This is a genomic window from Alteromonas sp. 76-1 (assembly GCF_900654235.1).
Taxonomy (GTDB): Bacteria; Pseudomonadota; Gammaproteobacteria; order Enterobacterales; family Alteromonadaceae; genus Alteromonas; species Alteromonas naphthalenivorans.
Map to the genome: position 1 here is coordinate 4,204,080 of NZ_LR136958.1, position 18,610 is coordinate 4,222,689.

Sequence of the window (18,610 nt, forward strand, 5' to 3'; positions counted from 1 at the left end):
TCTTTAGTTAGCTTTACTTAGAGTAAAGTTCAACGATCAACTGTTCGTTAATTTCCGCAGACAAATCAGTTCTTTCTGGTAGGCGCTTAAAAGTACCTTCCATTTTAGTGCTGTCTACTTCAATCCAAGTTGGCTTCTCGCGTTGGTCAGCCAGTTCCAAAGCAGCTACGATACGAGCTTGCTTCTTAGCTTTTTCACGAACAGAAACCACGTCTTCGGCAGAAACGTTGAATGATGGAATGTTCACAACTTGACCATTTACCATGATCGCCTTGTGGCTAACTAGCTGACGTGCTTCTGCACGTGTGCTAGCAAATCCCATACGATAAACTACGTTATCAAGACGCTTTTCTAAAAGTTGTAACAAGTTTTCACCTGTGTTCCCTTTTAGACGTGCAGCTTCTTTATAGTAGTTACGGAATTGCTTTTCAAGAACGCCATACATACGACGAACTTTTTGTTTTTCACGCAGCTGAACACCGTAGTCAGACAAACGGCCACGACGGGCTCCATGCTGACCAGGCGCTGTATCGATTTTACATTTAGAATCGATTGCGCGAACGCCGCTCTTAAGGAACAAATCAGTTCCTTCGCGACGGCTAAGTTTGAGTTTTGGACCCAAATATCTTGCCATGATCTTTCTCCAACTGTCCGTCGATTAAACGCGACGTTTTTTCGGTGGACGACAACCGTTGTGAGGAATTGGTGTCACATCGGTAATATTTGTGATCTTATAACCAGTAGCGTTAAGAGCACGGATCGCAGACTCACGGCCTGGACCTGGACCTTTTACAAACACTTCTAGGTTTTTAAGACCGTATTCTTGTGCAGCAACACCTGCACGCTCTGCAGCAACCTGTGCAGCAAATGGGGTAGATTTACGTGAACCACGGAAACCTGAACCACCAGATGTCGCCCATGCTAATGCATTGCCTTGACGGTCTGTAATAGTCACAATTGTGTTGTTGAAAGACGCATGGATATGAGCCATACCGTCTGCAACCTGACGTTTAGCGCGCTTACGCGTACTACGAGCTGGTGCTTTAGCCATAACTTATTCCCCGTTTACTTCTTAATTGGCTTACGAGGACCTTTACGGGTACGCGCATTTGTTTTAGTGCGCTGACCACGTAGAGGCAAGCTACGACGGTGGCGAATACCACGGAAGCAACCCAGGTCCATCAAACGTTTGATGCTCATAGAGACTTCACGGCGTAAATCACCTTCAACGGTAAATTTAGCCACTTCGTCACGAAGCTTATCAATAGTCGCTTCGTCTAGCTCTTTGATCTTTGTATCTTCTGCAACACCAGCACCTACACAAATGCTTTTAGCACGTGTAGGACCAACGCCATAGATCGCTTGGATAGCGATTACAGCATGCTTGTGCTCAGGAATGTTAATGCCAGCGATACGGGCCATTAACAGCACTCCTCTAATTTATTGTTGACGACCTAAAAAGCCCGATAGGATACTTACCCGTCAACTAAATTGCAAATATTTAGGTTCTGAACACTTTAAACAAAACCAGCAGAACCTGATAAGTATAAGTCAGGCCCTGCTTATTAGCTTTGCGAGTATTCAGTACCGCGTAGATTAACCTTGCCTTTGCTTATGCTTCGGCTCTGTACAAATTACGCGCACAACACCGTTGCGTTTGATAACTTTACAGTTACGGCAAATCTTTTTAACTGATGCACGAACTTTCATTACATCACTCCCCTATCTTATAAATTAAGGGGCTAACTTAACGGCCGTAGCCTTTAAGATTAGCTTTCTTCAGAACAGACTCATATTGACTACTCATCAAATGTGTCTGCACCTGTGCCATAAAGTCCATGATAACCACCACAATAATTAGAAGCGACGTACCACCGAAGTAGAACGGAACATTCCAGGCAATTAGCATGAATTCAGGCACCAAACAAATAAAGGTTATGTACAGCGCGCCTGCCAGAGTCAGACGAGTCATTACCTTATCGATATAACGCGATGTTTGTTCACCAGGACGAATACCTGGTACAAACGCACCAGACTTCTTCAAGTTATCCGCTGTTTCACGCGGGTTGAAAACCAACGCCGTGTAGAAGAAGCAGAAGAAGATTATCGCTGTTGCGTATAACATCACATACAGGGGCTGACCTGGAGATAGCATAAGTGCTACGTCCTGCAACCACGCCGTAGATTCATTCTGTCCGAACCATCCTGCGATAGTACCCGGAAACAAAATGATGCTGGAAGCAAAGATGGGTGGAATTACACCAGCCATGTTGACTTTCAGTGGTAAATGCGTGCTTTGCGCGGCAAAAACCTGACGGCCTTGCTGACGCTTTGCATAGTTTACCACAATTCTGCGCTGTCCGCGCTCTACAAATACCACAAGGTATGTAAGCGCAATAACAATCACAGCCATCAACAACAAGAACAACAGGTTAATGTCGCCTTGTCTTGCTTGTTCTGCCGTCTGACCTATCGCTGTTGGTAGACCGGCAACAATACCAGCAAATATCAATATAGAAATACCGTTACCGATACCTCGTTCAGTAATTTGCTCACCTAACCACATTAGGAACATCGTTCCTGTGACCAAGCTCACTACTGCCGTAAAGTAGAATCCGAAGCCAGGGTTCAATACCAGTCCATTAATTAGGTTCGGCAGACCCGTCGATATTCCAATTGATTGGAAGATAGCCAATACCAACGTTAGATAACGTGTGTACTGACTAATTTTACGACGACCTGCTTCGCCTTCTTTTTTAAGCTCTATCATCGGTGGATGAACCACCGAGAGCAACTGCATAATAATTGATGCAGTAATGTATGGCATGATGCCCAAAGCCAGAACGGATGCACGCTCAAGCGCACCACCGGAGAACATGTTAAACATTTCTACAATGGTACCTTTCTGTTGCTCGAACAAGTCAGCAAGTACAGCTGGATCGATGCCCGGAATAGGAACATAAGAACCTAATCTGAATACAACAATCGCACCGAGTACGAACAACAATCTTGCTTTAAGCTCACTCAAGCCGCTTTTCGCGCCTGAATCCAATCCTGGTTTAGCCATCTAGCTTATTCCTCTACTTTACCGCCAGCAGCTTCAATCGCTTCTTTAGCGCCTTTAGTAACCTTTAAACCGCTTACTGTAACAGCGCGTGATACTTCACCGCTCTTGATAACTTTAACGAACTGAATCTCTTTTTTCACAAGACCAGCTGCTTTTAAAGTTTCTAGAGATGCTGTATCACCATCAACCTTTGCGATTTCTGCAAGAGTTACTTCGTCAGTAACAAAGCTCTTACGTGATGTGAAACCGAATTTAGGAAGACGACGCTGAAGTGGCATCTGACCACCTTCAAATCCTGGCTTAACACGGCCACCTGAACGGCTTTTTTGACCTTTGTGACCTGCGCCACCTGTTTTACCTAGACCTGAACCGATACCACGACCAGTACGCTTACCAGAATGTTTAGCTCCTGGAGCAGGAGCAATAGTATTTAAACGCATAACTTACTCCTCGACTATTTCGACCATGTAATTAACACGGTGAATCATGCCGCGTACACTTGGCGTATCTTCCAGTTCACGAACATGGTTGATTTTACGAAGGCCTAAACCTTTAAGCGTAGCTCTGTGCTTTGGCAGACGGCCAATCGCACTTTTAGTTTGCTTTACTTTAATCGTTGCCATGTCTGATTACCCCAAAATTTCTGATACAGACAATCCACGTTTCGCAGCAACTTTCGCTGGAGAATTCATCTCTGTCAGCGCGTTGATTGTTGCACGAACAACGTTGATTGGGTTCGTAGAACCGTAACATTTTGAAAGTACGTTCTGTACACCAGCTACTTCAAGTACTGCACGCATTGCACCGCCGGCGATGATACCGGTACCTTCTGATGCTGGTTGCATGTAGACTTTAGAGCCAGAGTGACGACCTTTAATTGGGTGCTGTAACGTGTGGCCGTTAAGGTCAACGTCAACCATGTTGCGACGTGCCTTTTCCATAGCTTTCTGGATTGCAGCAGGCACTTCACGTGCTTTACCGTAACCGAAACCTACGCGACCATTACCGTCACCCACTACTGTCAATGCAGTAAAACTAAAGATACGACCACCTTTAACCACTTTAGATACGCGGTTAACAGCAATCAATTTCTCTAATAGTTCACCGTTCTGAACTTCTTGTTTAGCCATTATAAACTCCTAGAACTGAAGGCCAGCTTCGCGAGCTGCATCAGCTAATGCCTTAACGCGACCGTGGTATTTAAAACCACTACGATCGAAAGCCACTTTTTCAATGCCTTTCTCTTTAGCGCGTTCTGCAATTGCTTTACCGACTATCGCCGCTGCTTCAGCGTTACCTGTTGACTTAAGATCTTTTGCAAGTTCTTTATCTACAGTAGAAGCCGCTGCTAATACTTCAGAACCGCTAGGAGCGATTAACTGAGCATAGATGTGGCGAGGTGTACGGTTAATTACCAAGCGATGCGCGGCCAGTTCACGAATTTTTGCTCGTGCGCGTGTAGCGCGACGAATGCGAGCTGTTTTCTTATCCATCGTATCACCCACCTACTTTTTCTTAGCTTCTTTACGACGTACATGTTCGTCAGCGTAACGTACACCTTTGCCTTTGTAAGGCTCTGGTGGACGGTAAGCGCGAATGTTCGCCGCAACCTGTCCTACAACCTGCTTATCGGCGCCTTTCACGACGATTTCAGTTTGCGTAGGCGTTTCAACGGTAATGCCTTCAGGCATCTCGTATACTACTGGGTGAGAGAAACCAAGCGTCAGGTTTAGTTTGCTACCTTGTGCTTGCGCACGGTAACCAACACCATTTAACTGAAGCTTTTTCTCAAAACCTTGTGAAACACCTTGAACCATTGCGTTAAGAAGAGAGCGTACAGTACCAGCCTGTGCCCAGCTGTCAGCGAAACCTTCACGAGGAAGTGCTTTCAATTGGTTCTCTTCTTGTACAACTTCTACAGCGTCGTTAAAAACGCGGGTCAAAGTGCCTTTACTACCTTTTGCGGTAATTTCTTGGCCAGCGATAGAAATATCTACACCTGAAACCAAGTCTACTGGGGCTTTTGCTACTCGTGACATTTCAACTCCTCCGTTATGCTACATAACCGATGATCTCACCGCCCATGCCAGCGTTACGCGCTGCACGGTCAGTCATCACACCTTTAGAAGTCGACACGATCGCGACACCCAATCCACCCATTACTTTAGGAAGCTCATCTTTTTTCTTATAGATTCGCAGACCTGGGCGGCTTACACGCTCAATAGTGTCAATTACTTGCTTGCCTTCGAAGTACTTAAGCGTAACTTCTAAAACAGGCTTAACGTCACCAGATGCAGCGAAGTCAGTAATATAACCTTCAGACTTTAATACTTCACAAATTGCTACGCGAAGTTTAGAAGAAGGCATAACTACAGAAACTTTCTCTGCCATTTGGCCGTTACGGATGCGGGTAAACATATCCGCGATAGGATCTTGCATGCTCATTATCAGCTACTCCTTACCAGCTGGCTTTTTTAAGGCCAGGGACTTCGCCGCGCATCGCTGCTTCACGCAGTTTGATACGGCTAAGACCGAATTTGCGAAGGTAACCATGTGGACGACCAGTTACGCGGCAGCGATTACGCTGACGTGAAGAACTTGAGTCACGTGGCAGTTGTTGTAGCTTAAGAACAGCGTCCCAACGCTCTTCTTCAGATACGTTAACATCGCTGATAGTCGCTTTAAGTGCGGCACGTTTTTCTGCGTACTTAGCTACTAGCTTAGCGCGCTTTACTTCACGGGCCTTCATTGATTCTTTTGCCATAACCCTACACCCTACTTTTTAAATGGGAAGTTGAACGCGTCCAGCAGAGCACGTGCTTCTTCATTTGAGTCCGCACTGGTAGTGATAGTAATATCCATACCACGAACTTTATCCACTTTATCGAAATCGATTTCAGGGAAAATGATTTGCTCACGCACGCCCATGCTGTAGTTACCACGACCGTCGAATGACTTAGGGTTCAAACCACGGAAGTCGCGAACACGTGGGATAGCGATTGAAATCAAACGCTCAAGGAATTCCCACATACGCTCGCCGCGTAAGGTTACTTTACAGCCAATCGGATAACCTTCACGGATTTTAAAGCCCGCTACTGATCTTCTAGCAACTGTAACAATCGGCTTCTGACCGGCGATAGCCGCCATGTCAGCTTGAGCATTCTCAAGCACCTTCTTGTCAGCAATTGCTTCACCTAAACCCATGTTTAGAGTGATTTTTTCAATCCGAGGGACTTGCATGACGCTTTTGTACCCGAACTGCTTAGCAAGTTCAGCTACTACTGTTTCTTTATAGAAATCATGCAGTTTCGCCATCGTACTCTCCAATATAATTAAACAAGTTCGCCGTTAGATTTGAAGAAACGAACTTTCTTCTCATCTTCGAAACGGAAACCAACGCGATCTGCTTTGCCCGTTGCCGGGTTAACAATCGCAACATTAGAAACGTGAATAGAAGCTTCTTTCTCAACAATTCCACCAGCTACACCCAATTGTGGGTTTGGCTTAGTGTGCTTCTTGATAAGATTAACACCTTCTATAATTACACGGTTATCAGCAATAAGCACTTTAAGGACTTTGCCTTGTTTGCCTTTGTCTTTACCCGCTAATACGACTACTTCATCATCACGACGAATTTTATTAGCCATTATCGTGACTCCTTATAGTACCTCTGGGGCCAATGAGATGATTTTCATGAAGTTTTCACTTCTCAACTCACGGGTTACCGGTCCAAAGATACGCGTACCAATTGGTTGCTTGTTTGCGTTAAGCAAAACAGCTGCGTTGCCGTCAAAACGAATGGATGAACCATCTGCACGACGAACGCCTTTTCTAGTACGCACCACCACTGCATTCAGTACGTCACCTTTTTTAACTTTACCGCGAGGAATTGCTTCCTTCACAGTAACTTTGATGATGTCACCGATACCTGCATAACGGCGATGCGAGCCACCAAGAACCTTAATACACTGAACCCTGCGAGCGCCGCTGTTGTCTGCAACGTCCAGGTTAGTTTGCATTTGGATCATGTTAGTGCTCCGCTCTATTATGAGACTCTGCCGAGTCGTTATTGCTGCTAAACCCAACAAACATTGTTGAATTTATATACATACCCCCATAAAAAGGGCGCGAAACTATAACAGAAATTTTGAGCTAGAGATAGCGTTAAATTGGATTATTTTTAATCGATGGGGAATTTGAGTGAATTGTTTCTGAAATGCGAGGGGGTCGCACGACGCATAACTTGAATAGCGCCAGAAGCAGGTGCATATTATACGCATGATTTTATAGTTTGTCTTGTGATTTTATATCCCCCGTAATACATCCATAAAAAAGCCCCAGCATTGCCGGGGCAGATAGCCAAAAGTTGGCTATCAAGCAGGATCTTTAAACTTCTCCTGTTTATAAGACAAGTGATAGTTAATACAGTCCCCTAACCGCGAAACGCCTACAGGTTTTGATATGAAGTCATTCATTCCTGCTCGCAAACACTTTTCCTTTTCGCCACTCAGCGCATTGGCAGTAAGTGCAATGATAGGAACGGTTTCACCTAGTGCTCTAATTTCTTTCGTGGCAGCTAACCCGTCCATCACTGGCATGTGGCAATCCATAAAGATAAGGTCGTATGGCTTTTTCCGCGCAATAGCACTTTTTACCTTAGCGAGGCCTAACGCACCATCATTGGCGAGCTCTACCGACACACCAATTTCTTTTAATTGCTCTTTAATGACTATCTGATTTATTTCGTTATCTTCAACCACTAACACACGCGATTCTGACAGCACTCTTTTGCAAAGCGGTGTGACCTTGTTTGCTGCGATAGCTTTTTCTTTCATTACACCGGCATTTGCACAATCTAGGGTCATGGTAACGATAAATCGAGCCCCTTCCCCTATCGCGCTAGATACTTCTACGTTGCCGTCATAATGCTCAACAATATTATTCACAATGGCTAAGCCTAAACCTGTACCGCCAAAGCGTCGCTGTGTCGACTCTTCGGCCTGAAGGAATGGCGAAAAGATGACTTTTTGCTGCTCATCACTAATACCAATACCCGTATCGGTAACAATTAGCTTAACCCTAAAGCGCCCTGCACCATACTTGGTACATCGCGTACTAATTTTAATTGAGCCTTTATCAGTGAACTTCACCGCGTTGTTCATAAGGTTCATCAGTATCTGACTTAATCTTAACGAATCAGCGAGAAATAACGTATCTGAAACCGCCGCCGTTTCGGTGATAAATTCAATCCCTTTTTTATCGGCTAAACGCCTAAACATAGGTATTTGTTGCTCAATTAACTCTTTTAAATTAACAGGCTCAACATCATAGGTCATATGCCCTGAATCAATTTTTGAAAAGTCTAAAATATCATTCACAATATTGAGCAAGGATTCTGCGCTGCGCATAGCTACATGGGTATACTCTTTTTGCTTTTCATTAAGCGATGTACTGCAAAGGGTCTCGAGCATGCCTTGCACACCATGAATTGGGGTTCGTATTTCATGGCTCATGTTTGCTAGAAACTCACTTCGCGCTTTAAGGGCTTGCTCTGCGATCGCGGTTTTTTGTTTCAAAGATTGGGTGGTGTTAAATCGCTCAGTTATATCTCGAGTTGCACCGATAATTTTAAGGCAGGTTCCATTTTTCATAATGGGGTGTGCACGACTCTCCAACCACCGTTTTTCCCCGCCATCGGTAATAACTTCGAACTCGTAAGCCCAGTCATTGCCGTTTATGGCAATTTCTTCCATTTTAGATTCGTAAACATTCCGTACTTTTTTATTCGCTATAAAGTTAAGTGCATGGGATGGGGTGATGTCTTGCTTTTCGTTCATTTGTAACATGCGCTTCAAAGACGCAGACCACTTGAGTGCACCTGTTTCTACATCAAGCTCCCACGTGCCAACACCCGCCAATTCAGTAATCTGGTTTAAAAGCGCGTTTTGTTCTTCTAAGGCATTTTTCTGAGAAATGATTTCACTCAACGCTTGTTCACGTGCCACCTCTGCCCCTATCCAGTCGGCAAGCAGCAGTAAATAGTCATAATCTAAGGCTGTGAAACTGTCGCTCTTCGACGTAGTAGAAGAGAAGTTGAGTGTGCCATATAGCGCAGCATTCACATGTATAGGAGTAGCTAAGTAGCTTTTTAATGTGTAGAGCGCATAACACGGGTGGCTGTTGCCTGGCATTACGTCAATGTCGTTATAGGCCACGATACCATTTGCATTCACGGTATCAGCGCAATACGTATCAGATAATGGAAACTCAGCGCCGCTTACAATTTCATTCAACGGTGAAATGGCCTGCACCACCGTGTAGGTGCCATTTTGCACAAAGCTAACAATGCCGGTTTCAAGGCCTAATACCTCAGTGCCAATTTCTAGCAAACGGGCCACTTTTTCGCTGAAGGATAACCCGCCATCGGTAGTAATTTTGTGAAGATCTTTAATTACACTCATGAGGATTTACGCCCACCTTTAAAAAGCCCTTAAAACAAAAAAAGACCATTACAGGGAAGTAATAGTCTTTTCTAAAGGTAACTGAAACTCTCGGTATTTAAAGCATACCAGCATTAGCAATTAGTATAATTTTCACATAAGTGATTAATACAAAATGTTAATTTCATAGCCAGTTGCGGTATCTGCGGGTTCTACCGTAACAATATAGTTCTCTTCTTCGTTAAATCCGAATAAGGCTGTACGGTCTAGCAGAATTTGTTCTTCGTTATCATCTTCGTAAACGGCAATGATTTCGTAGTAATCAGACGGTAATACTTCACTGTCAGTCTCGCCAAACTCTAAATTTTGTAGGTCGTATTCTGCAGTATCGATAGTTTCATCGTTACGTACTAGGTAGAAATCCACATCATCAAAGTCTTCAACAAGATTAATGAAGTTCACTGTTTTATCGTACGCTTGAGGCAGTCCACTTTCTACGAATGTTACCGCGCCAAGTGCGCCCGCTTTTTCGTAGATTAGAATTGCTTTACTTTCACCTTGGTTCAACGTGATAAGCTTATTGCTTAGCGTTGTGGCTTCACCAGAGGTATCCGTTACTGTTACGCGGTAATCGCCATACCCAATTTCAGTGAATTCAGATAATTCCCCGGCATCCAGTGAAAATGCAACATCCTCTTCGTCGGTGTTGCCACCAAAAGTCACATCAAGTGCAGTGGTAATATTTGTCGAGTTATAAATACGGTACTGTGAGTCTGCTTCAACATCGGTTAACGCCGTCACTGATGATGAATTCAAAATAGTGTCTACAACCAAACCTGATTGAATTGCGCCACTTACATCACGCATGGTGAGTAGGTATTCAGTTTCGTATGCAAAGTCTATTGTCTGTGATTCAAATAGAACTTCAGTACTTCCTGGCTCTGTTAGATAAATGGTGTACTCATCTTCATCAAAGTAGTCGCTGTCATCATCTGGATCCCAGTAGTCAAACTCAATCATTTCAGAGGCCGTTACCGTACCTAAGAAATTTGCCGCTTCAAACGGGTCGCCAGACTCGGCTAAATAGAAGTCGTAAGAACCTTCATCAATGGTTACAGACAAGGCGAATAACCTGAAGTGATCTTCTAGCGTTTCACGGGTATAGCTGTAATCGCTAATAATGGGTGAATCAAAATCACCACTCATTACGATAAGACGCTTGTCACCATTTTTAAGGTTAACGGTGTAAGTATCAATAAGTACTTCTTGGTCATCTGAGTCGGTGCGAATGAACTCAAGTTCAATTTCACCGTTGTCCATTGAGTACATCGCAGTAGTATCACCAAATTGCGCAGAGCCAAAGCTATCTCCATCGACTTCTCGCATTTCTACATTCGCACCATTTGGCGAAGCATTATAGAATTGTATATAAGCATACGAGTAATCGGAGCTGCTGTCAGAGCCACCACAAGCAGCTAACCCTGATATTGCCACCAGACCGATAGCTACGTTTCGTAACCAAGCCGGAAATTGAAATTGCATATACTGAACGTCCTTACTAAATTCGTGATTGTTTGAAGGGAGTTACACTGCCCAGAAAGGCGTGAACTATACTGCCGTATGGCACTACAAAGCTTGTTATAGTTCACACCTTTACGCTGCCTTTACAAAGCTGACAATTCACTACAAAAGTATTTTGTCTTTCTATACAAAAAAGCCCCTATTACCTGTTTATAAGGTAATAGGGGCGAGCTTTTTATTTGTAAGTTAACTATTCATAGGAATACGATAACGTTACGCCACTGTAAGTTGTGTAAGCACGAATTCCGATGTGCCAGGTACCCGCTGCGGGTGCTTGGAACGTACACACTTCGTTATTACCATTCTCATAAGGACGGCAATCAAAGTCACTGGTTTCGGGCTGTGACCCAAATTTCATATACAAATCGGCATCGCCACTACCACCTGACGTTTGTACCGTCATGGTCGTTACACCTTCAGGAATAGTCCACGTATAACGATTCCAATTGCTTTGTGATGCAGATAGTCCGGTAAGTTGACCTGACACCGGCTCAACAGTTGGGTCGGTACCGGGATCTGAACCGCCACTGCCGCCGCAACCATTGGTATTCAAGTAACTGTAGGCATCTTCAAGTTGCATCAGGCCAAAACCATACAAATTGTCTCGCCCATTTGCTCCCTTGTCTTCAGCCGCTGATGTTAACGCATTTCGGATCTGCGTGTTTGAGCACTGAGGGAAGTAACTCCATACTAAGGCCGCGCCACCTGCTACGTGAGGGGTAGCCATTGAAGTTCCACTTAAAGACGCATATGTGTCTGTAGGGTATGTTGAATAAACGGCACTACCCGGAGCGGCTATTTCAACTTGGTCATTGTACTGACTGTAGCTTGCTCTGTTTTCATTTGAATCAACAGCGGCAACCGACATGACTGCATCGTACGAAGCAGGATATGACTTCGCGCTCGTACCTGCATTACCGGCCGCAGCTACTAGCAACAAGCCATCGTCGGTAAAGCTTTGCATGGCGTTTTGCTCGGTTGTAGACGCGCTGCCGCCACCTAAACTCATGTTAACCACGTTAGCCCCGGCACTTTGACACTGTGAAATGGCATCAATAAGATCAGAGGCGTAGGTCCAATCACCACTGTCATTGAATATCTTAACGATATGCAAATTCACGCCAGGGTAAACACCAACAACCCCTTCGCTATTGTCATAAGCGGCAATGGTGCCCGCCACATGCGTACCATGACCATTGCCATCGTTATACCAATTCCCCACGGCACTATTATTCGCCTGACCGGTTACTCCGTTGTTAGTGCCAGGTAAGTCTGGATGCCCTAGGTTGTATCCCGTGTCGATAACACATACACGCCGAGCGGTAGTATCTGCTTGCGAAAGCTGATTAGCTTGTACCATGGTGTAACCGTAAGGCGTGGTTTGCGCCATAGGTGTGCGCTTCACATCTACTTCAATACTTTCTACATTTGCGTTGTTACGCAGTTTATTGAGGGCACTTCGGCTTAAAGACGCCGCCATCATGCGATGCTTTCCAAGCTCTTTACGAACCTCTCCCCCCACCTTCTGTATTTCACTGCGGGCTGATTGCACTTCAAAAGGTCGCTTCACAATAGATTTTGTGGCCTGAACTAGTTCAGCCGAGCCAGATTTGCTGCTATTGGCATTGCTAATAACATCTGTCGTTAATGTTTCTTTGAATTTTATAATATAGCGCTGTTCTTCTTGTGCAGACTCGCCTTTCAAAACAAGTCGTTTACCGAGTAAAGATTGAAGCGATGCTTTTTGCTCTTCCACTTTTACTGGTGCATTGGTTGTGTTTGTTGCTGTCGTGTTTTTTGTGATTGCTGCAGTTGCAGCGTGACTTACTAACCCTACAGAAACTGCAAGGGCGATGGCTGATATACTTGTGTGTTTCATATTCACTTTTATTTCCTGTTATCTGTCTTGTCGTGTTTCAACGCTTTACAGCGCTTTTGAAACTTCGTTGTTATTAATAGACATTCAGGGCAAACGCTACTTCCTACGAAAGCACTCCATGCTCAAATTCGCAAACGGCCCACCTGCCTTTTGATGTGGCATTGGGTAAAACATCAAATGCGCACCATTTAACTATTAAACATAGAATCAATGAGTTAAGTATTACGAAATGTTCCTCACGTTGAAAATATATACGTAAGTTGTAGATTGAATTGTGCTTAAGTAGCGTTGGAATTTTGGTAAATGCAGAGATGGCGCGAGGTTCGAATGTAAAGCGTCAATTTGTAAGAAAATATTAATTTATAATTTAAATTACCTTAAATATTTACTTGTTAATTTCACGCTTTTCCTAACGCTTTTCAGAAACGAAAAAGCCGCTAACGGATACGTTAACGGCTTCTGTGTTTTGCGAATCAGTCTTTTGCAAATATGTCTGTAGCTAATGTAAGTTTGTAGCTAATAGTTATATACCAACTCAATAAAAGCTAGTTAGCCACGTTGACGCACTATCTCGTACAAGCACACACCAGTGGCAACCGATACATTCAGGCTACTTACACTACCTGCCATCGGTAACTTCACTAATTCATCACAGGTCTCTTTGGTAAGCCTGCGCATGCCTTTACCTTCAGCGCCCATCACTAGTGCGGTTGGGCCATCTAGTTTTATATCGTAAAGGGTTTTGTCGGTTTCGCCCGCCGTGCCCACAATCCATAAACCTTTATCTTGAAGGTGCTTTAACGTACGCGCCAAGTTAGTTACTTGAATAAGTGGGATAACTTCCGCTGCTCCGCACGCGACTTTGCGCACGGTGCCGTTAAGGCTGGCCGATTTATCTTTCGGTACTACCACTGCATGCACACCCGCGCCATCGGCGGTACGCAAACAGGCGCCTAAATTATGCGGATCGGTGATACCGTCAAGCACAAGCAATAATGGCTTGCTTTCTTTGTCTAAGATTCTATCTAAGTCAGCTTCATCCATTACACGAGCGGGTTTCGCTCTAGCGACCACGCCTTGGTGCTGTTCGCCGTTAACTTTGTCGTCTAGTGCTTTACGCTGACAAAACTGTACTGATATACCAAATCGACGTGCTTGATTAACAATATTAGTCAAACGCTCGTCGTTACGGCCTTTTAATACCATCACTTCCATTACACGCTCTGGTTCTTGTTCTAAAACCGACTGCATTGCATGTAAACCATATAACCATTCTTGCTGTGCCATTAACGCTTATCCCCTTTCTTCGAACGCGATGGTGCCCCTTTGCCTTTTGGCGCGCCCTTTTTAGGGCCTCGCTTAGCATTTCTAGGCGGCTTCTTCGCACTGGCTACTTTAACCTTCTTGCCGCCGGGGCCGCGCAGCATAGACTTATCCAGCAATAAATCAATTTTTCTTTCATCTAGGTTAACCGCAGCCACTTTTACTTCTACAGTATCGCCTAGTCTAAATTGACGATGACCCGACTCACCCGCCAGTATTTGTTTAACTTGGTCGTAGTGATAGAAATCGTCATCGAGTGAGGTAATGTGCACTAGGCCGTCAATGTGATATTCGGTTAAGCGAACAAACAAGCCAAAGTTTGTCACTGAGCTCACTACGCCTTCGAAGGTATCGCCAACATGGTCAAGCATGAATTCACATTTAAGCCAGTCAGCAACATCACGGGTTGCATCGTCGGCACGACGTTCGGTCATCGAGCATTGTTCGCCTAGCTGTTCGATTTCTTCAACCGTGTAATTCTTCGCACCTGAAACCGTATTGTTGCCTTTTTGCTTGGCAATAATTCCTTTTAATGCGCGGTGAACCACTAAGTCTGGGTAACGACGAATAGGCGACGTAAAGTGCGCATAGGCTTCAAGGGCTAAGCCAAAGTGACCTAGGTTATCGCCATCGTAAATAGCCTGCTTCATTGAGCGAAGCAACATGGTTTGAATCAGCTCTTCGTCAGGGCGACCACGGGTTTTTAATACCACGTCGGTGAAATCTGCCGGTAAGGCTTCATCGGTAATTTTGTGCGGCACGCCTATTTCAGCTAAGTAGCTTGTGAAAGCTGTCAGCCTATCCGCATCGGGTTTATCGTGTACACGATATAGCGTAGGCGCTTCATTTTCAGACAGTGTTAGTGCAGCACTAACGTTAGCTAAAATCATGCACTCTTCAATAAGTTTGTGGGCATCGTTACGGATAAGCGGCACGATGTTTTCAATTTTACGCTGGGCGTTAAATACAAACTTACTTTCTTGGGTTTCAAACTCAATTGCACCACGGTGCTGACGTGCTTTTTTCAACGAGCGATATAAATCGTGAAGATGACGCAAATGCGGCACTTGTGCTTCATATCGTTGATGAAGATCTTTGTCGCCTTGCAGTATTTGCCATACCTTGGTGTAAGTTAAACGAGCGTGAGAATTCATTACGGCTTCATAGAATTGGTAAGTATCTAACTTACCTTGAGCGGTAATGGTCATCTCGCACACCATACACAAGCGATCAACTTCTGGGTTCAGTGAACACAAGCCGTTAGACAGCACTTCCGGTAGCATAGGAATAACTTGCTCAGGGAAATACACCGAGTTGCCGCGCTGCTGGGCTTCATCGTCTAACGCTGTGCCGTTTCGTACGTAGTAACTTACATCGGCAATGGCTACCCATAGTTGCCAACCACCATCATCTAACGGTTCACAATATACGGCATCATCAAAATCGCGAGCGTCTTCACCGTCTATGGTAACAAGTGGAAGCTGACGTAAATCGATTCGCCCTTCTTTTGCTTCATCTGGCACTTGCTCGGTAAGGCTTTTAACCTGTTTGGTAACGCCTTTTGGCCATTGGTGCGGAATATCAAAGGTGCGAAGCGCCATCTCTATTTCCATACCAGGCGCCATATGTTCACCTAGTACTTCAACAATTTTACCCACTGGGCTCATTTTACGACGTGGGCGCTGCGTAAGCTCAACCACCACTATTTGCCCCATACGGGCGCCGTGTACGTGTTCAGGAGGGATAACAATTTCATACTGTAGACGACTGTCATCTGGCACAACCATGCCAAACCCTTGCTCTACAAAGTAGCGACCAACAATAGGCTCTGAACGCGGCTCTACCACCTGCGTAATAAAGGCTTCTTTACGACCGCGGCGGTCAGTGCCACTTACTCGTGCTTCTACAATATCGTCATGCAAAAACAGTTTCATTTGGCCTGCACTAATGAACAGGTCTCCGCTTTTATCTTCCGGGCGTAAAAAGCCGAAGCCATCACGGTGGCCAATGACTTTACCGCGGAACAACTCATCTTGATCTTGAAGAATGTACTTCTTTTGACGGGTGAACTGAACTTGCCCTTCTCGCTCCATGGCGCGAAGGCGGCGTTGAATGCCAATGCGAGCATCTTCTTCTTCGGCATTTACTGCCGTACATATTTCAAGAAAAGACATAGGTCTGTCTTCTTCTTTCAATAAACTCATCAAAAACTCCCGGCTTGCTACCGGATTTTCGTACTTTTCTTTCTCGCGCTGATAATGCGGATCATCACTCATAGAGTTGTTCTGTCGCCTCGTTAGTTTATTCATTTTTCAAACACTGTTGCCCATGTTCTACGCATAGCAATTTTAAAGCGTTCGATTTACGCACAGTATAACAGCAATCTGCACAAAACATTACGTTATAAAACTGCCATGCCAGTGTCATACACTTTCGATATATCTTTAGTTCTCAATCACTAAAAAAATAACCCTTACGGACATGCCTTATGGACAGACGTTCTTTTATTAAATTAAGTTCTATTACCGGTGCCAGTGTTGCCATTGCAACAGGTTTAGCCGGCTGTGTTTCTACTAAAAAGCCACAAGATAGTGCCAGCTTCACTCATGGCATTGCTAGCGGCGATCCTCTGCATAATAGCGTTATTCTTTGGACCCGAGCTTTGCCCGACAAAAACGCAGCAAACGCTAACATTTTATGGGAAGTATCTACTTCAAAAGATTTTAGTACGCTTGTTGCCAGTGATATTGCCCAGGCCCAGCAATCACGAGACTATACTGTTAAAGTTGATGTTTCCGGTTTGAAACCTGCCACCCGCTATTACTATCGCTTTAAAAGCGCAAATAGTATCAGCGATGTAGGTACAACATTAACCTTACCGAAAGAAAACGTAAGCCAGGTAACGTTCGGAGTGTTTTCATGTTCTAACTACCCTGCGGGCTTTTTTACGCCTTATGCTGATGCTGCGTCACAGCAGAATATTGATTTTGTATTACATCTAGGCGACTACATTTACGAATATGATGGCGAAGGCTATGCCACCGAACATGCTAAAGAGTTAGGCCGCATGTTTGCCAAAGACAACGATACCGAGTTGTATACTCTTGAAGATTACCGTAAACGCTACGCGCTCTATCGTACTGACCAAGGTTTATTAGATTTACACCGTGCTAAGCCTTTTATTGTGGTGTGGGACGATCATGAGATCACTAACGACACCTACAAAGATGGTGCTGAAAATCATCAGGAAGATGAGGGGGATTTTTATGCGCGCAGAGCCGCGGCGGTGCAAGCCTATTATGAGTGGCTCCCGATTCGACCTACCTTTGGTGAAAGCAGATTAGAAATATATCGACAGTTTACCTTTGGCGACTTGGTTGACCTATACATGCTAGATACTCGTGTTTTAGCGCGAGATAAGCAGTTAGCCTATAGTGACTTTCGCGACCCTGATGCTCCCGATTCCGAGGCTTTTGATTTACCCGGATTTACCAAGGCGATTAGTGCGCCAGAACGAGGCTTATTGGGCAGTGCGCAACGCACTTGGCTTAATACGGCCATGAACGATAGCAAGGCGAAGTGGCAAGTATTAGGGCAGCAGCTTTTAATTGGCCGCATGATGTTTCCTGCCTCTATCTTCAATGGTGTCCCTTTTGAAAAAATTCCTGCTCATGTGCACGCCCTTGCAAATAGCAAACGCAGAAAGCTAGCCGGAGAAACCATTTCAGCACAAGAAGAAAAGCTGCTAGCCGCTGCCATGCCGTACAACCTTGATGCATGGGATGGCTATCCGGTTGAAAGGGAGCAATTGCTAACTGCAGTGCAACAATTAAATAAACCAGTGATCGCATTAGCGGGCGACACGCACAATGCGTGGCATAACACCTTAACCTTGCAAGATGGCACAGCGGTGGCAACGGAGCTTGCCACATCCAGTGTTTCCTCGCCGGGTATGGAGCATTATTTAAAAATGGATGCTGACACGGCGTCAACCATGGCGGAAGATCTTCCTGTACTTATCGATGATTTAGCATATTGCAATTTGCATCAGCGGGGATATTTAACGGTATCTTTTACTGAAAAACAGGCGGTTGCCACGTGGCGTTATGTAGATACGATTAAATCCATGTCGGCCAGCGCAGTAAATAGTCATGAGTTTGTCATTGAGGGCTGACGAAGGCCTGATTAGTGGCTGAGTAGTGGCTAAGTGAAAAAGTAAGTAGTGGCTGGATTAAGACGAGTAAAGCGCTAGCCGCGTTACTTGCCACCTAGCACCAAGACAAAAAAATCCCGTTATCGCCAAAAGCGAAACGGGATTTT

Annotated in this window: 21 protein-coding genes; 1 reads left to right on the plus strand and 20 read right to left on the minus strand. The window is 44.8% G+C overall.

The window, feature by feature from the left end:
* Positions 1-13: 13 nt before the first annotated feature.
* The 20 genes from rpsD to rnr all read right to left on the minus strand — a co-directional run bounded on the left by rpsD (position 14) and on the right by rnr (position 16,566).
* Positions 14-634 (minus strand): 30S ribosomal protein S4, encoded by a 621-nt coding sequence (gene rpsD, locus ALT761_RS17775; RefSeq protein WP_013786214.1) that lies wholly within the window; start codon positions 632-634, stop codon positions 14-16.
* A gap of 24 nt (positions 635-658) precedes the next feature.
* Positions 659-1,051 (minus strand): 30S ribosomal protein S11, encoded by a 393-nt coding sequence (gene rpsK / locus ALT761_RS17780; protein WP_013786215.1) that lies wholly within the window; start codon positions 1,049-1,051, stop codon positions 659-661.
* A 14-nt stretch (positions 1,052-1,065) separates the two neighbouring features.
* Positions 1,066-1,422: a 30S ribosomal protein S13 gene (gene rpsM, locus ALT761_RS17785; RefSeq protein WP_013786216.1), complete on the minus strand. Its 357-nt coding sequence runs from the start codon at positions 1,420-1,422 to the stop codon at positions 1,066-1,068.
* A 174-nt stretch (positions 1,423-1,596) separates the two neighbouring features.
* The gene (gene rpmJ / locus ALT761_RS17790) at positions 1,597-1,710 is read right to left on the minus strand and encodes a 50S ribosomal protein L36 (RefSeq protein ID WP_013786217.1); all 114 of its coding nucleotides are present in this window, start codon (positions 1,708-1,710) and stop codon (positions 1,597-1,599) included.
* A gap of 37 nt (positions 1,711-1,747) precedes the next feature.
* A complete protein-coding gene (gene secY, locus ALT761_RS17795) occupies positions 1,748-3,067 on the minus strand; it encodes a preprotein translocase subunit SecY (protein WP_013786218.1) in 1,320 nt (439 codons plus the stop codon).
* Positions 3,068-3,072: 5 nt separating this feature from the next.
* Positions 3,073-3,507, minus strand: coding sequence for a 50S ribosomal protein L15 (rplO, locus tag ALT761_RS17800; protein WP_013786219.1), 435 nt, complete (start codon positions 3,505-3,507; stop codon positions 3,073-3,075).
* 3 nt (positions 3,508-3,510) lie between these two features.
* Positions 3,511-3,690, minus strand: coding sequence for a 50S ribosomal protein L30 (gene rpmD / locus ALT761_RS17805; RefSeq protein ID WP_013786220.1), 180 nt, complete (start codon positions 3,688-3,690; stop codon positions 3,511-3,513).
* A gap of 6 nt (positions 3,691-3,696) precedes the next feature.
* A complete protein-coding gene (gene rpsE, locus ALT761_RS17810; RefSeq protein WP_013786221.1) occupies positions 3,697-4,197 on the minus strand; it encodes a 30S ribosomal protein S5 in 501 nt (166 codons plus the stop codon).
* Between the two features lie 9 nt (positions 4,198-4,206).
* Positions 4,207-4,560 carry a 50S ribosomal protein L18 gene (gene rplR, locus ALT761_RS17815; protein WP_041453128.1) on the minus strand — a complete coding sequence of 118 codons (354 nt, stop codon included), beginning with the start codon at positions 4,558-4,560 and terminating at the stop codon, positions 4,207-4,209.
* Between the two features lie 12 nt (positions 4,561-4,572).
* Positions 4,573-5,106 carry a 50S ribosomal protein L6 gene (gene rplF, locus ALT761_RS17820; protein WP_129740200.1) on the minus strand — a complete coding sequence of 178 codons (534 nt, stop codon included), beginning with the start codon at positions 5,104-5,106 and terminating at the stop codon, positions 4,573-4,575.
* A gap of 13 nt (positions 5,107-5,119) precedes the next feature.
* Positions 5,120-5,512, minus strand: a complete 393-nt coding sequence (rpsH, locus tag ALT761_RS17825; protein WP_013786224.1) for a 30S ribosomal protein S8 — start codon at positions 5,510-5,512, stop codon at positions 5,120-5,122.
* Between the two features lie 13 nt (positions 5,513-5,525).
* Entirely contained in the window at positions 5,526-5,831 is a 306-nt protein-coding gene (gene rpsN, locus ALT761_RS17830; RefSeq protein ID WP_013786225.1) for a 30S ribosomal protein S14, read from the minus strand.
* 11 nt (positions 5,832-5,842) lie between these two features.
* Positions 5,843-6,382 (minus strand): 50S ribosomal protein L5, encoded by a 540-nt coding sequence (gene rplE / locus ALT761_RS17835; protein WP_013786226.1) that lies wholly within the window; start codon positions 6,380-6,382, stop codon positions 5,843-5,845.
* A gap of 17 nt (positions 6,383-6,399) precedes the next feature.
* On the minus strand, positions 6,400-6,714 hold the full coding sequence (gene rplX, locus ALT761_RS17840; protein ID WP_013786227.1) for a 50S ribosomal protein L24: 315 nt from the start codon (positions 6,712-6,714) through the stop codon (positions 6,400-6,402).
* A gap of 12 nt (positions 6,715-6,726) precedes the next feature.
* On the minus strand, positions 6,727-7,095 hold the full coding sequence (gene rplN / locus ALT761_RS17845) for a 50S ribosomal protein L14 (protein WP_013786228.1): 369 nt from the start codon (positions 7,093-7,095) through the stop codon (positions 6,727-6,729).
* Between the two features lie 345 nt (positions 7,096-7,440).
* Positions 7,441-9,528, minus strand: coding sequence for a PAS domain-containing hybrid sensor histidine kinase/response regulator (locus ALT761_RS17850; RefSeq protein ID WP_129740201.1), 2,088 nt, complete (start codon positions 9,526-9,528; stop codon positions 7,441-7,443).
* Between the two features lie 144 nt (positions 9,529-9,672).
* A complete protein-coding gene (locus tag ALT761_RS17855; protein WP_013786230.1) occupies positions 9,673-11,049 on the minus strand; it encodes a DUF4397 domain-containing protein in 1,377 nt (458 codons plus the stop codon).
* A 229-nt stretch (positions 11,050-11,278) separates the two neighbouring features.
* Positions 11,279-12,967, minus strand: coding sequence for a S8 family serine peptidase (locus ALT761_RS17860; RefSeq protein ID WP_129740694.1), 1,689 nt, complete (start codon positions 12,965-12,967; stop codon positions 11,279-11,281).
* Between the two features lie 549 nt (positions 12,968-13,516).
* Positions 13,517-14,254, minus strand: a complete 738-nt coding sequence (gene rlmB / locus ALT761_RS17865) for a 23S rRNA (guanosine(2251)-2'-O)-methyltransferase RlmB (protein WP_013786232.1) — start codon at positions 14,252-14,254, stop codon at positions 13,517-13,519.
* On the minus strand, positions 14,254-16,566 hold the full coding sequence (gene rnr, locus ALT761_RS17870; protein WP_129740695.1) for a ribonuclease R: 2,313 nt from the start codon (positions 16,564-16,566) through the stop codon (positions 14,254-14,256). Before rnr ends, rlmB begins: the two co-directional genes overlap by 1 nt.
* Positions 16,567-16,778: 212 nt before the next feature.
* Between rnr and ALT761_RS17875 the strand changes: the two genes are divergently transcribed.
* A complete protein-coding gene (locus ALT761_RS17875; protein ID WP_129740202.1) occupies positions 16,779-18,464 on the plus strand; it encodes an alkaline phosphatase D family protein in 1,686 nt (561 codons plus the stop codon).
* Positions 18,465-18,610: the final 146 nt, after the last annotated feature.

Excerpts from the sequence above, each read along its gene's own strand:
- rpsD (WP_013786214.1), bottom strand. The coding sequence starts at position 634 with ATGGCAAGATATTTGGGTCCAAAACTCAAACTTAGCCGTCGCGAAGGA.
- rpsK (WP_013786215.1), bottom strand. The coding sequence starts at position 1,051 with ATGGCTAAAGCACCAGCTCGTAGTACGCGTAAGCGCGCTAAACGTCAG.
- rpsM (WP_013786216.1), bottom strand. The coding sequence starts at position 1,422 with ATGGCCCGTATCGCTGGCATTAACATTCCTGAGCACAAGCATGCTGTA.
- rpmJ (WP_013786217.1), bottom strand. The coding sequence starts at position 1,710 with ATGAAAGTTCGTGCATCAGTTAAAAAGATTTGCCGTAACTGTAAAGTT.
- secY (WP_013786218.1), bottom strand. The coding sequence starts at position 3,067 with ATGGCTAAACCAGGATTGGATTCAGGCGCGAAAAGCGGCTTGAGTGAG.
- rplO (WP_013786219.1), bottom strand. The coding sequence starts at position 3,507 with ATGCGTTTAAATACTATTGCTCCTGCTCCAGGAGCTAAACATTCTGGT.
- rpmD (WP_013786220.1), bottom strand. The coding sequence starts at position 3,690 with ATGGCAACGATTAAAGTAAAGCAAACTAAAAGTGCGATTGGCCGTCTG.
- rpsE (WP_013786221.1), bottom strand. The coding sequence starts at position 4,197 with ATGGCTAAACAAGAAGTTCAGAACGGTGAACTATTAGAGAAATTGATT.
- rplR (WP_041453128.1), bottom strand. The coding sequence starts at position 4,560 with ATGGATAAGAAAACAGCTCGCATTCGTCGCGCTACACGCGCACGAGCA.
- rplF (WP_129740200.1), bottom strand. The coding sequence starts at position 5,106 with ATGTCACGAGTAGCAAAAGCCCCAGTAGACTTGGTTTCAGGTGTAGAT.
- rpsH (WP_013786224.1), bottom strand. The coding sequence starts at position 5,512 with ATGAGCATGCAAGATCCTATCGCGGATATGTTTACCCGCATCCGTAAC.
- rpsN (WP_013786225.1), bottom strand. The coding sequence starts at position 5,831 with ATGGCAAAAGAATCAATGAAGGCCCGTGAAGTAAAGCGCGCTAAGCTA.
- rplE (WP_013786226.1), bottom strand. The coding sequence starts at position 6,382 with ATGGCGAAACTGCATGATTTCTATAAAGAAACAGTAGTAGCTGAACTT.
- rplX (WP_013786227.1), bottom strand. The coding sequence starts at position 6,714 with ATGGCTAATAAAATTCGTCGTGATGATGAAGTAGTCGTATTAGCGGGT.
- rplN (WP_013786228.1), bottom strand. The coding sequence starts at position 7,095 with ATGATCCAAATGCAAACTAACCTGGACGTTGCAGACAACAGCGGCGCT.
- ALT761_RS17850 (WP_129740201.1), bottom strand. The coding sequence starts at position 9,528 with ATGAGTGTAATTAAAGATCTTCACAAAATTACTACCGATGGCGGGTTA.
- ALT761_RS17855 (WP_013786230.1), bottom strand. The coding sequence starts at position 11,049 with ATGCAATTTCAATTTCCGGCTTGGTTACGAAACGTAGCTATCGGTCTG.
- ALT761_RS17860 (WP_129740694.1), bottom strand. The coding sequence starts at position 12,967 with ATGAAACACACAAGTATATCAGCCATCGCCCTTGCAGTTTCTGTAGGG.
- rlmB (WP_013786232.1), bottom strand. The coding sequence starts at position 14,254 with ATGGCACAGCAAGAATGGTTATATGGTTTACATGCAATGCAGTCGGTT.
- rnr (WP_129740695.1), bottom strand. The coding sequence starts at position 16,566 with ATGAGTGATGATCCGCATTATCAGCGCGAGAAAGAAAAGTACGAAAAT.
- ALT761_RS17875 (WP_129740202.1), top strand. The coding sequence starts at position 16,779 with ATGGACAGACGTTCTTTTATTAAATTAAGTTCTATTACCGGTGCCAGT.